The organism is Pseudoalteromonas sp. Isolate3 (assembly GCF_022398505.1).
GTDB classification, from domain to species: domain Bacteria; phylum Pseudomonadota; class Gammaproteobacteria; order Enterobacterales; family Alteromonadaceae; genus Pseudoalteromonas; species Pseudoalteromonas apostichopi.
Genome location: NZ_JAKEVN010000121.1, coordinates 1 through 11,837, shown reverse-complemented (window position 1 = coordinate 11,837; position 11,837 = coordinate 1). Strand labels below are relative to the sequence as shown.

13 protein-coding genes and 2 pseudogenes are annotated in these 11,837 nt (G+C 41.7%); 4 read left to right on the top strand and 11 right to left on the bottom strand.

From position 1 onward, the window contains the following. Nucleotides 1-292, top strand: a pseudogene (gene tuf, locus L1D46_RS17550) (elongation factor Tu); the annotation flags it as partial. Nucleotides 293-423: 131 nt separating this feature from the next. Further along, a pseudogene (locus L1D46_RS17545) lies at nt 424-510 on the top strand (elongation factor Tu); the annotation flags it as partial. Between the two features lie 384 nt (nt 511-894). On the opposite strand, the gene L1D46_RS17540 reads toward L1D46_RS17545, so the two are convergent. The 7 genes from L1D46_RS17540 to L1D46_RS17510 all read right to left on the bottom strand — a co-directional run bounded on the left by L1D46_RS17540 (nt 895) and on the right by L1D46_RS17510 (nt 7,251). After that, nucleotides 895-1,779 carry a hypothetical protein gene (locus L1D46_RS17540; protein WP_167658449.1) on the bottom strand — a complete coding sequence of 295 codons (885 nt, stop codon included), beginning with the start codon at nt 1,777-1,779 and terminating at the stop codon, nt 895-897. 124 nt (nt 1,780-1,903) lie between these two features. Next, a complete protein-coding gene (locus L1D46_RS17535) occupies nt 1,904-3,097 on the bottom strand; it encodes a dipeptidase (RefSeq protein WP_130050286.1) in 1,194 nt (397 codons plus the stop codon). Between the two features lie 59 nt (nt 3,098-3,156). Further along, complete coding sequence (locus L1D46_RS17530; protein WP_239977955.1) at nt 3,157-3,414, bottom strand: YheU family protein; 258 nt, start codon at nt 3,412-3,414, stop codon at nt 3,157-3,159. Next, nucleotides 3,411-4,391 (bottom strand): hydrolase, encoded by a 981-nt coding sequence (locus tag L1D46_RS17525; protein ID WP_130050288.1) that lies wholly within the window; start codon nt 4,389-4,391, stop codon nt 3,411-3,413. The genes L1D46_RS17530 and L1D46_RS17525 overlap by 4 nt, the downstream gene beginning before the upstream one ends. Before the next feature lie 142 nt (nt 4,392-4,533). After that, entirely contained in the window at nt 4,534-4,674 is a 141-nt protein-coding gene (locus tag L1D46_RS17520) for a DUF3149 domain-containing protein (protein ID WP_074989877.1), read from the bottom strand. Nucleotides 4,675-4,919: 245 nt separating this feature from the next. Beyond that, entirely contained in the window at nt 4,920-5,345 is a 426-nt protein-coding gene (locus L1D46_RS17515) for a TIGR02444 family protein (protein ID WP_167658446.1), read from the bottom strand. Next, on the bottom strand, nt 5,332-7,251 hold the full coding sequence (locus tag L1D46_RS17510; protein ID WP_239977954.1) for an ATP-binding cassette domain-containing protein: 1,920 nt from the start codon (nt 7,249-7,251) through the stop codon (nt 5,332-5,334). Before L1D46_RS17510 ends, L1D46_RS17515 begins: the two co-directional genes overlap by 14 nt. A gap of 129 nt (nt 7,252-7,380) precedes the next feature. Between L1D46_RS17510 and L1D46_RS17505 the strand changes: the two genes are divergently transcribed. Then, the gene (locus L1D46_RS17505) at nt 7,381-7,584 is read left to right on the top strand and encodes a YheV family putative zinc ribbon protein (RefSeq protein WP_054562906.1); all 204 of its coding nucleotides are present in this window, start codon (nt 7,381-7,383) and stop codon (nt 7,582-7,584) included. Nucleotides 7,585-7,606: 22 nt separating this feature from the next. Here the strand turns inward: L1D46_RS17505 and L1D46_RS17500 are convergent, their stop codons facing one another. Continuing rightward, on the bottom strand, nt 7,607-7,819 hold the full coding sequence (locus tag L1D46_RS17500) for a SlyX family protein (RefSeq protein ID WP_130050291.1): 213 nt from the start codon (nt 7,817-7,819) through the stop codon (nt 7,607-7,609). Beyond that, on the bottom strand, nt 7,806-8,804 hold the full coding sequence (locus L1D46_RS17495; protein WP_130050292.1) for a hypothetical protein: 999 nt from the start codon (nt 8,802-8,804) through the stop codon (nt 7,806-7,808). The genes L1D46_RS17500 and L1D46_RS17495 overlap by 14 nt, the downstream gene beginning before the upstream one ends. A gap of 200 nt (nt 8,805-9,004) precedes the next feature. Between L1D46_RS17495 and fkpA the strand changes: the two genes are divergently transcribed. Continuing rightward, nucleotides 9,005-9,760, top strand: a complete 756-nt coding sequence (fkpA, locus tag L1D46_RS17490) for an FKBP-type peptidyl-prolyl cis-trans isomerase (RefSeq protein ID WP_130050293.1) — start codon at nt 9,005-9,007, stop codon at nt 9,758-9,760. 54 nt (nt 9,761-9,814) lie between these two features. Here fkpA and L1D46_RS17485 read toward each other — a convergent pair whose 3' ends face one another. Both L1D46_RS17485 and rsd read right to left on the bottom strand, forming a co-directional pair. Next, nucleotides 9,815-10,861: an LD-carboxypeptidase gene (locus L1D46_RS17485; protein ID WP_239977953.1), complete on the bottom strand. Its 1,047-nt coding sequence runs from the start codon at nt 10,859-10,861 to the stop codon at nt 9,815-9,817. Nucleotides 10,862-11,004: 143 nt separating this feature from the next. Continuing rightward, a complete protein-coding gene (rsd, locus tag L1D46_RS17480; RefSeq protein WP_130050294.1) occupies nt 11,005-11,475 on the bottom strand; it encodes a sigma D regulator in 471 nt (156 codons plus the stop codon). Nucleotides 11,476-11,837: the final 362 nt, after the last annotated feature.

Below are 11,837 nucleotides of genomic sequence, written 5' to 3'. Positions count from 1 at the left end.
AATCACTCCACACACGAAGTTCACTTCAGAAGTATACGTACTTTCTAAAGATGAAGGTGGTCGTCACACTCCATTCTTCAAAGGTTACCGTCCACAGTTCTACTTCCGTACAACTGACGTAACAGGTGACGTACAGTTACCAGACGGCGTTGAAATGGTAATGCCTGGTGATAACATCAAGATGACTGTAGAACTAATCTGCCCAATCGCGATGGACGAAGGTTTACGCTTCGCTATCCGTGAAGGTGGCCGTACAGTTGGTGCTGGTGTTGTTGCAACTATCGTTGAGTAATCAACTATAGTAATGCATCAAGCATTAAGAAAAACCCGAGCTTAGTCTCGGGTTTTTTTATGGGTGAAGAAAAGCTATCAGCTTTAAGTTTTAAGCAGTTTAGAGTGAAAGACTAATCTGCCGCCTTCAAACTCCCAATGGACGAAGGTTTACGCTTCGCTATCCGTGAAGGTGGCCGTACAGTTGGTGCTGGTGTTGTTGCAACTATCGTTGAGTAATCAACTATAGTAATGCATCAAGCATTAAGAAAAACCCGAGCTTAGTCTCGGGTTTTTTTATGGGTGAAAAAGCTATCAGCTGTAAGTTTTAAGCAGTTTAGAGTGAAAGACTAATCTGCCGCCTTCAAACTCCCAATGGACGAAGGTTTACGCTTCGCTATCCGTGAAGGCTGAAAGCGGGGAGTTCGGGAGTGAAACTCCCGCAGCTTGAAGGCAAAGAGCTCTGTGATGAGCCGGAGGCCGTACAGTTGGTGCTGGTGTTGTTGCAACTATCGTTGAGTAATCAACTATAGTAATGCATCAAGCATTAAGAAAAACCCGAGCTTAATCTCGGGTTTTTTTATGGGTGAAAAAGCTATCAGCTGCATGCTTTAAGCCGCTTTTTCATTTCCCTAACGCTTTGTCTAGCTCTTCTCTTAAGCGTGGGCTTTTTAGATTTTCAGCCATAATTTCGGCAACTTTTGCATTACTGCTATTTTCAAGAGTAGTTATTCGTTCTGCTAAATCGGTGGCGAAACTATTATTTCCGTCTCGCATTGCACGGAAAAATTGTCCAATCAGTGCAGTGGCAGAAATATTGCGAACATAATTATTATCGTCCGTTTGTAGTAACTTCTGAAAATGCTCAGCGAGTTTTGGCGAAACGTTTGTTTGCCGAGATAAACTCTCTAGGGCACTAACTCGGATCTTGGCATCATTAGTGTATTCACTGATGCTTATCATGGCATCGATTACTGCATTTGCTTGGCTTTCATCTAGGTCGCGCCTGAGCATGCTTAAGGTCATTTTTAGTTGGCCGTATGCTGCTAAACGCTCATTTTCTGATTTGCTTAAATTAAGCAATGTTGCGAGTGCTTCATTTATCGAAGAGTCAGCATATTGTGGGTCTGCTTTAATGCGTTCGCGGTAGTCGTCAGGTAAATTACTTAGCCAACCAAGAGCAGGGTTTCTCTTTTCAATCTCGGCGCGTCGCTCACTTTCTTGTTGTTCGATTGCTTGCTTTACCAATGAGGCAAGTAGCTCAGGAGCAATGGTTGGAGTTTGATGCTCAAGCTCGTGAATGCGTGTTTCTAGGTCTAAAATATAGCCATGTAAAGCAATGAGATTTTCTCGGTCTTGCTCAGGAATAGCTAACTCTTTTAAGCTAGATTTTGCTGGTTGAATTAGAAAAGGTTTGTCAGTAGGAGTTGATTTTGTTTGGCTATAAATTGATAAGCCCAGTGCAATGCTTGCAAAAACCAACGCAATATTCCCTTGCCAAGTCGACATATCACATCACCCAAATTGCTTTGTAATACTAGCAGATTAAAACAGGCTATTTGTATTATCAATTACTTATATTGATAAAAAAGCGCAGCTAGTTAGCTGCGCTTTTAAATAGAGTTAAAGCTGATTAATGGGCTTTTGCGTATGCTTCGGCTTGTTGCCATACGCGTAGCATATTGCCACTTAAAATCTTTTTGATGTCTTTATCGCTATAACCACGGTCCATTAGACCTTGCACTAGGTTCGGATAGCTAGACACATCTTTTAAGCCAGTAGGTAGAGAGTCGCCTACACCATCGTAATCTGAGCCAATACCCACATAATCGATGCCAATTAGTTCAACTACATGGTCAATGTGATCAAGTACTTGCTCTAAGCTTGCAAATGGGAATGGGTTTTTAGCACGATAAGCTGCGTCAAAATCTTTGCTTAGTTTAGTACCGTCTTTTTTCTTATCGGCTTTTGCAGATTTTAGTTGATCGTACCAAGAGCCAGCTTTTGCTGTAACAAAGCTTGAGCCGAAGTTAATTTGAATAACCCCACCATTCTTTTTCAGCGCCAATAGCATGTCATCATTCATATTACGCTCAAAACCAGGCGTATACTTACGAAGTGACGAGTGTGAAGCAATCACTGGTACTTTTGAAATTTCCATTACTTGGTAAAACGCATCATCAGAAATATGCGAAACATCAACTAGCATACCAATGTTGTTCATTTCTTTTACTAGTTCTTTACCAAATGGGCTCAGGCCTTTCCACTTACGACGAATATCATAAGATGAATCAGAAATATGGTTGCTTTGTGAGTGAGCTAGAGTGATGTAACGTACGCCACGCTCATAAAAATGCTTAAGGTTTTTAATGTCGCCTTCGATAGGCGAGCCGTTTTCCATACCCATAGCAATCGACATTTTGCCTTGTTTAAATTGCTCTTTAATATCGGCAGTAGAGTCTGCAATAGCGAACTTATTTGGCGCGCGTTGCACAATGGCTTCCATAGAATCGATCAGCTGATTTGCTAATTGATAGCTCTTACCTTTGCCTTCAAACTCTAGGTTTGCAGGAATGTAAATTGACATGAAAGGGGCATTCAAACCACCTTGCACTGCACGTGGATAATCAAAGTCTCCGTCGCTTGTGGCTTTTGTTACATCTGCCCATTTGTTATGAATACGGTAAGGCACATCGATATGGGTATCGATTAAAATAGTGTCTTTTGCCAGCTTAATGGCTTTATCTGATGCAGTAACCTGAGCTGCGTTTGCTTGACCAATCAGGGCCAAAGAAACCGCAGCAACCAGTGAGCTTAGTTTTTTCATTTTTAATGGCTCTTTAAGTTAAAAAGTCATTGTGAAGGGTTACTGTATAACTTACAAGTTTAGTCGTTAAACGACGCTTGGTACTCTGGATCGGCTTGCAAAGCGATGAATTCAGCTTTAGAGATAATCGTAACTGACTCATGTAACTCAGAAAAAAACACCATAGCTTCACCACTTTTAAGTTGTTGGTGAACCTGCGCGACCTTGCTTTCAATACTAAACTCTTGTTCGCCGTAATCAGTACCTTCACGTAAAACATAGCTTTCGATTAAACTATGTAGGGTTTCTTTATCAAGGCGGTCGTGAGGAATGATCATAGCTGCTCTTTCTTAATTAATTGTTGAAAATACTCTGGAACAATACTTTCAAGCCAATACTTGGGTTTAAAAGGGTTTTTGCCGCTAATAAAGCCAACATGACCACCTTGTTCAGAGATGCGCAGCGTAACATGTTCACTCACATCTAAGCTATCTGGCACAGCTTTTATTGATAACATAGGGTCATCTTTGGCGTGCACAATAAGCGTAGGCGTTGCAATGCTTTTCAAAAATGGTTTTGCGCTAGCTTGTTGATAATAATCTTCAGCGCCAGCAAAGCCATGTAGTGGTGCTGTGAGCATGTTATCGAATTGCCATAAGTCATCAATCGCCATTAGTTTTTCAGGTGTTAAGTTAATTTGCTGTTCGATTTGTGGCAGCTTTCTTTGCATTGATTTTTTCATACGGTCGAGCAAATACTTTTGATATATTTTGCCCAAGCTTTTGCGAATAACTTCACAAGACGATGACAAGTCAAATGGCGCAGACACAACTGCTGCGCCTGTTAAGTTCGATTTAGCACCTTGCTCACCTAAATATTTTGCAAGCACATTACCACCTAATGAAAAGCCCACAGCAAAAAGCGGGCGTTTTGGAAATTTGCTCTTAAGGTGGCTGATGAAAAAGCGTAGGTCCTCTGTTTCTCCACTGTGATAAGCGCGTGCTAAACGGTTAACTTCGCGTGAGCAGTTTCGAAAATGCATTAACACCACTGCAAAGCCTTGCTGCTTTAGTTTTTTCATCATGCCTTTAGCATAAAAACTATTTATGTTGCCTTCTAAACCATGCAATACAATGGCGAGTGGTGCTTGTTCGTTATGAGGGATTGCCCAAGCTAGTTCTAAAAAGTCACCATCAGGGGTATCGATTGTCGATAAGTCGTAGCGGGTATTATGAAAAGGGCGAAAAAAGCGCGGCATTATGGTTTGTAAATGGCGATTGCGCATCCACCACGCAGGCTTAAACTCAGGTAACATAGCTGACACTTTCGAAACAAAATAAGCGCCTATTGTAGCAAGTTTTTGCTTTTTGAGAACCGCTGCGAGATTTTTGCTATATACAAATAAAAAGCCCCTAAACAATAAATTGAATAGGGGCTTTGTGCGTCGTGCTTAATTCTTACTTAGGAACTTCTGCGTCGTGAACTTTTTTAATAAAGTAACCAACATAGAAAAGGCATAAAACGATAACAACTGCCAAAATGCCGAATGACATAAATAAAACTGGGTCGCTAAAAAAATCTCTGAAGAATACGTTCATGGTTGTGCCTCCTAATGTCTATGAGTTAATCATAGGCTGGCTTGAGGACGGCTGATATGATCCAGATCAAGCAATTTTCCTGATGCTAACTAAGGCGATTTAATAGTTGATTTGGATCAAGTTTAATGGGGGCGTTGAGAGTTAAGCAGAGCGATTGGATGGTCTTTTAATGTTGTTAGCTTGATTTTTAATTAAATGGTAGGAGAAATTTTATCGCTTATCGCTTATCGCTTATCGCTTATCGCTTATCGCTTATCGCTTATATATAGCATTATATTGTTAGTATTAGGACACCGAGAGAGTGCCATGCTATTTAATGTGTTTATAAGTAATTGTTGTTGCTGTTTTTCGAGCTTGAGTTCTGCGCTGAGTAACTCTTTGCGAATAGTGGGGTAGTCTGGAAGCTCGGTTTGTATAGTTTTAAGGTAGGCGCGTGTTGCACGTAAGGGTTGTAAAGCGTGCTGGTCAAACTCGGCTATGCATGACTCAAGCTCACTTAGTTGAGGTGGGGTTACAGCAAGCTCTAATGAGTCCAGATAATAAAGCAGTAGGCAAAGGTTCACATTTTTGCCTTGCTGGTTTTGATAGTCTAGTAGCTTTGTTTGCATGCCATCTTTGCTGTAAAGCTGACATGCAAACTGCCAAAATTCCTCGCTGTTAAGCGTTTTCATCGGCAAAGGCCTGCTCTTTTTCTTCAAGCTCTTCAAGTGCCATGAGTAGCTCTTCTTCAACGTCATTTAGCTTCGGGGTTAAGTTTGCTTGTTTACTAAGCAGCTCTGTCAGTTTGGCTTTATTTTCATCATTGTATAAGTCATTGTCAGCAAGTGCATTTTCGATTTCTCCAAGCTCTGTAGAATACTTATCAAGTAGCTTTTCAAGCTTTTCGATTTGCTTTTTCAACGGCTGTACTGACTTTCTAAATTCTGCCTCTAAGCGCTTTTGCTCTTTACGGTTAACGCTTGAGTGTGCTTTAGAGGCATTGTCTTCAGTGCTTTTAGCAGCTTCTTTGTTAGCATTGAGTAGCCATTGGTAATAGGCATCAAGGTCATAACCAAATTGTGTTACTTCGCCGTTATCAACGAGGTAATACTCATCAGCGGTATTTTTTAGCATATGACGGTCGTGCGATACGGTAACCATAGCACCTTCGAAGCCTTGTAGTGCCATCACTAGGGCATGGCGCATTTCTAAATCTAGGTGGTTAGTTGGCTCATCCAGTAACAGAAGGTTTGGCTTTTGATACACCAGCATGGCTAATACTAAACGGGCTTTTTCACCGCCAGAAAATGGCGCAACTGGCTCAAGTGCTTTATCACCAAAAAAAGCAAAGCCACCTAAAAAGTCACGCAGTGATTGCTCTGGAGCTTGCGGGTTTAAACGTTGTAAATGGGTCACAGCACTGGCTTTTAAATCAAGTGACTCAAGCTGATGCTGAGCAAAGTAACCAATATTTAAGCCTTGATGCTGAAATACTTCACCAGCTTGAGGCTGTAAATCGCCGGCTAATAATTTAATGAGTGTTGACTTACCCGCGCCATTACGGCCAAGCAGGGCGATGCGACTACCGGGAACAAGATTTAGCTTGATGCTATGTAAAATGGTGATGTCGCCATAACCTGCTTTGGCTTGGTCGAGTGTCATTAATGGATTTGGCAGGGCCGTTGGCTCAGCAAACTCAAAATCAAAGGGTGAGTCAACATGGGCTGGGGCCAATTTTTCCATACGCTCTAGCGCTTTTACGCGGCTTTGTGCTTGCTTAGCTTTACTGGCTTTTGCTTTAAAGCGAGTAATAAACTTTTCAAGGTGAGCAATCTGTTCTTGTTGTTTTTCGAACATCGCTTGTTGTTGTAATAAGCGCTCTGCTTTTTGACGTTCGAATTGCGAGTAGTTGCCTTTATAAACGTTTATTTTTTGTGAGTCTATGTGCCAAATTTGGTCAACCACGGCATCGAGGAACTCTCTGTCATGGGAAATGAGCACCAGAGTGCCTGTGTAGGCCCGTAAAAAACGTTCTAACCAATACACGGCATCTAGGTCTAAGTGGTTGGTTGGTTCATCCAGCAGCAACAGATCGGCATCACGTATAAGCGCTTGCGCCAAGTTTAAGCGCATACGCCAACCACCCGAAAAGGCGCTCACCGGGTTGTCTATTTGCTCATTACTAAAACCTAAACCGTGTAACAGTTCGCCGGCTTTTGCTTCAATGCTGTAGCCTTGAATATGTTCTAGGCCAATATGTGCTTTAGCTTGCGCATCGCCATCATTATTTTGCTCAGCTTCGCGTAGTGCAATTCTTAGCGCGTAATATTCAGGATGGCCTTGTAATACATAATCGAGGGCACTGATTTCGAGCGCGGGTGTTTCTTGCTTTACAGAGGCTATTGACCAGTCTTTAGGAATTTGGCATTCACCGGCATCGAGTTGCAATTCAGACTTTAATAGCGCGAACAGCGTTGATTTACCACAGCCATTAGCGCCAACAAGGCCGACTTTATGCTCTGGGAATAAGGTTGCAGAGGCACCTTTTAATAAGGCGTTACCACCACGTAGAAGTTCGATGTCTGAAATTTGGATCATGAAAGTTTACTTGTACAGCACTAATTAAATTGCCGCTATCATAACACGGATCACATTAGGCTTCGCAATCGTATCAAACAGAGAGTTATTAGGCTAAAATAGCCACCTACATGCCACGGGAGATCATCTATGAGACAAAAGAAACGCTTTATTGCTGGCGCATCATGCCCTGAGTGTAAGGCTATGGACACCATGATGCTTTATAAAGAACATGATGTGGAAAAAGTGGAGTGCGTACAGTGTGGCCACAAAATGACGCAACCAGAACAGGCTGTGCAAGCCTCAACACGCCAATTTGAGCAAGTGATTGGTGTATTTAAGCCGGGCGATTAATTCCCGGCTCTATCCTACCTAATTAATAGTGCGGCGGTGGCGGCTCTTGCATTTGCGACATCAAAGAAGGCTGTTGTGATTCTTTGATCTTCTCTGCAAGTAACTCAGTCTGGCGTTTCATTTTTGCCAACTGCTGTTGGTGCGCTTTAAGCTCATCATTCAATATTTCAATTGTTTCATCTTGAAAAGCGACTTTCGCTTCAAGTTCCATTAGACGATTTTCAATTGTATTCATTTGATTCTCTTAGATTAAAACTTTCAGCGAATCCGCTGGAGCTTTCGGTTAATAACGCTTGGTTGTTATCAGTAAACGCAACATCTAACACCACGGCTGATTTCGGGCGGCTTCCTTCACGAGGAATAACTTGCCACGTTTGTAATTTTTTACCAGACTCAAGCTGCCATAAATCGACTAATCGATTGGGTGAACCGGTGGCAATTAAAGTGCCTTCATCGTTAAAACGGACGGCGGTAAAAATTTTCTGACGCGCAATATACGCCAGTTTGCTAACAAGATCACCTGTAGTCAGCCGCCATACATTTGCTTGCTTCATACTATCTGCGGTAAATGCGTAACGACCTTGTGGATCAAGGGCGACTTGAGTAACGCGACTTGGATGATTAAAGCGATGGATCACCTGCCCTGTACGAGTATCCCAAAAGTAAGCAACGTAGTCATTTGAACCACTGATGGCGTAGTGGCCGTTAGGTGATAGGTCAACAACATTAACTTTTTCTTGATGACCAAGGAACTCTATGCGCCTTCCACTCTCTAAGTCGAGGTAAACGACTACACCGTCGGCGCGGCCGTATAATACGCTGCGCCCTTGGTTACTTATCGCGATATCCCTAATGGTTGAGGCGTGAATTTTGTAATAACCTGTGTTGTTTCCCGTAGCAATGTCCCACACTGCGAATGTGGACTTCTCGGCGGTAACAGCATGGCTATTGTCGTAAGAAAGAGCTACGGTGTGAACGAGGCTATCTTGAGCTTGTTGTTGGAACCATTGGTATTTTAACACTTGCTGTTGATTATCCCACAGTGCAACCCCATGGTGTATTGATGAGATTAGGCTGTATTTGCCATCGTGCGAAAGCGCGGAAGCAAATGCTCCTCTAGCCGCATGCTCATAGCGTGCAGTAGATTGCTCATGTTGCTCAGAGCAGCCTGCAACTAAGCAAAGGCTGAGCAGATACAAAAAAGTACGAAATATCGACATATTACGAGTATTTCCCCTTAACTCTTAGTGATTGAGAGGTTAGACTAGGTCTCGTTGAAGGCCTAGGTTGTTAGTCTAATCGCTGATCATGCAATTGCATGACGTTAGTTATTAGACAAGCAGCCTACCATGTAGGTCGTTAATCTTTAACTAGTAATAATACAATAATTGACAACTGCAAAGTGTGTCGGAGATATAAAATGAGAAAGACGATTAAATTGTCATTGATTGCAGCGTCAGTTTTAGCGCTAACAGCTTGTAATCAGGAAGCAAAAAAAGAACAGCAAGTTGAAGTTAAACTAGAGACTGAAGCTCAACAACAAGCATACGGTATTGGTGCGTCGGTTGGTAACTTCCTAAACCAAGATCTTGCAGATAAAAAAGCACTGGGTGTTGAATTAGACGAAGCACTTCTTAAGCGTGGTTTTGAAGACGCACTAGCAGGTAACGCTAAACTTGATGACGAAAAAATTCGTGAAGTATTAACGGCGCTTGATCAAAGCATTCGTACCAAGCAAGAAGAAAAAGCGAAAGTAGAAGCTGAAAAGAGCAAAGCTGAAGGCGAGAAATTCCTAGCTGAAAACGCGAAGAAAGAAGGCGTTACTGTAACTGAGTCTGGCTTACAGTACGAAGTAATCACTGAAGGTGAAGGCGAAAAGCCAGTAGCAACTGACGTTGTTAAAGTACATTACAAAGGTACTTTAATTGACGGTACTGAATTTGATAGCTCTTACTCACGTAACGAACCAACAACGTTCCCACTTAACCGTGTGATCCCTGGTTGGACTGAAGGTTTACAATTAATGCCAGTTGGCTCTAAGTACAAGTTCACGATTCCATCTGATCTTGCATACGGTGAGCGTGATCTTGGTAAGATCCCAGCAAACTCAACGCTTGTTTTCGAAGTAGAATTACTTGAAATCCAAAGCGATGATAAAGCTGTTCCAGCTGAGTAATATTTAACTCACTAGAAAAGGGCCTATAGGCCCTTTTTTTACGCGTGAAGTTTATTAACTAAATGCCGCTTCTTTCATTTTTAATGTGCCGTTATTTGCATCAAGCTCAACCAAAGTGCCAACAGGTAAAATAAATTGGCGTTTAATATGGCCAATCATGGCTCCACGATAAGCAGGAATTCCCAGCGGTTTTATATAATCTGCAAAAATATCGTCAAGGGTTAATGAGCCATAACCTCGGCCAGGCCTACAGTCATTACAATCACCAAATACAAAGCCTGCAATCTTATCAAGTGCGCCCATGAGTTTTAGTGTACTCATCATTCTGTCAATTCGATACGGTGCTTCATCGATATCTTCTAAAAATAAAATTGCGCCATTAAAGTCAGGTAAATAGTCCGAACCTGCAAGGGCAGTCAGCACCGTTAAGTTGCCACCTATTAATTGTCCAGTAGCTTTACCTGGAGTAATCGTTTGGGTCAAATATTGTGTGTTAACTAACTCATCTTCGGCTTTTGGTAAGTTTTGGAAATACATCAGCTTACGCGCTTCGAACATGTTCTTAAATTGCGCTACATGAAAAGGGTTCCAGTCACTTGATGCATTTGGGCCATGAAAGCTGATTAATCCAGCTTGAGAGAGTAACGCGTTGTGCAGAGCAGTAATATCCGAATACCCCATCAGTGGTTTTGGATTGTTACGGATCATCGCGTAGTCAAGCAAAGGTAAAATACGGGCGGCCCCTGAACCTCCACGTAAGCACAAAATGGCATCAACTTCTTTATCACTGAATAAGCTATTCAAATCGCCAGCTCGCATTGCATCTGTGCCAGCTAAGTGCCCTCGTCTTGCCAGAATGTTTGGTGCAAGCTTAGCCTTGTAGCCTAATGCTTCTATAACGCCCTTTGCTAGTACGATATCAGCCTGCTGCGCGGTGGCTGCTGATGGACTGCACACACCTATAGTGCCTCCCTTTGCCAGTATTTTTGGTTTTATTAATGTTTGGGTACTGCTATTTTGTGCAGCCATTAAGGGAGTTGATGTTAGACTTGCGCCTGCTGCAAGGATTGAGAGTGACTTTAAAAATGACCGTTTATTCATAGCGAGCCTCATGTTTTTATAGTATGAGTATCGCATTGAAAAAAATATTTCAAATATTTGTTACGAAATGGAATAGATGATTCTTTTGGAGATGGCAAAAAGTAACTTTCAGCAGAGAGTATTTCTCTGCTGTGTAACTGATGTTAGCTGGTGTGATTTGAATATAAGTTGTCGATTAACTCATCTTCTAATTCAAAGCGTAATTCAAGGGCTTCACCTAACGTTGATAAGTCTTTATCAAACTCATCAAGCAGGTCGTCTTGCTCTACTTCTGCGTATTTGTCGTTAAAATCGAGTGCTACATCTGTGGTTTCAGAAATGCGAGGATATAAGGTATTAGCCAACTTTTGGCTATCAGGGCCTTTTTCTTCACACGCTTTGGCAATGTCGTCGTAAATTTCGAAATGGCCAGCAGAAAGGTAATCCATCAGAATTTGGCAAAAGTTTTGAATTTGCAGTTGATCAGGAAGGGCGTGATCTTTCTTTTCATACGGTGAAAAGCCTGCAATACGGCAGAACAACACAAGCAGCTCTTGACGTTCTGTAAGCCATTTGTCGATTACAGAGTGACTACCGCCCCACTTTTGTTGAGCTTTTTCCAAACGCGTCAGCATATTTCATCTCCTCGCTGAGTAGGTTTTCCTTTGTATATATAAAAAGGAAATATGACACAAAGATCAACTAAATTCTTAGTGTCTAATTGCAACAGATTGTAAAAGTCATCCTAAAGGCATATTTTTTAGCATTGAATAGGCTAAGAAGCACCCTTGTTTTTTAGAGTGGACTTTTTTTTCTCTAATTGCAGTGTATGGGAATTGATTCAAAACTACTAGTATTAATTTTGCAATTTTTATCTAAGGAATGGGTGTGTAAGTTACTGATTTAGAAAAGAAAAAACCACCAAAATTGGTGGTTTAATTCTTTTTCTAAGACTTGTTAAACAAGCGTTCTTATTATTATGGGAAGATTGTTGTTC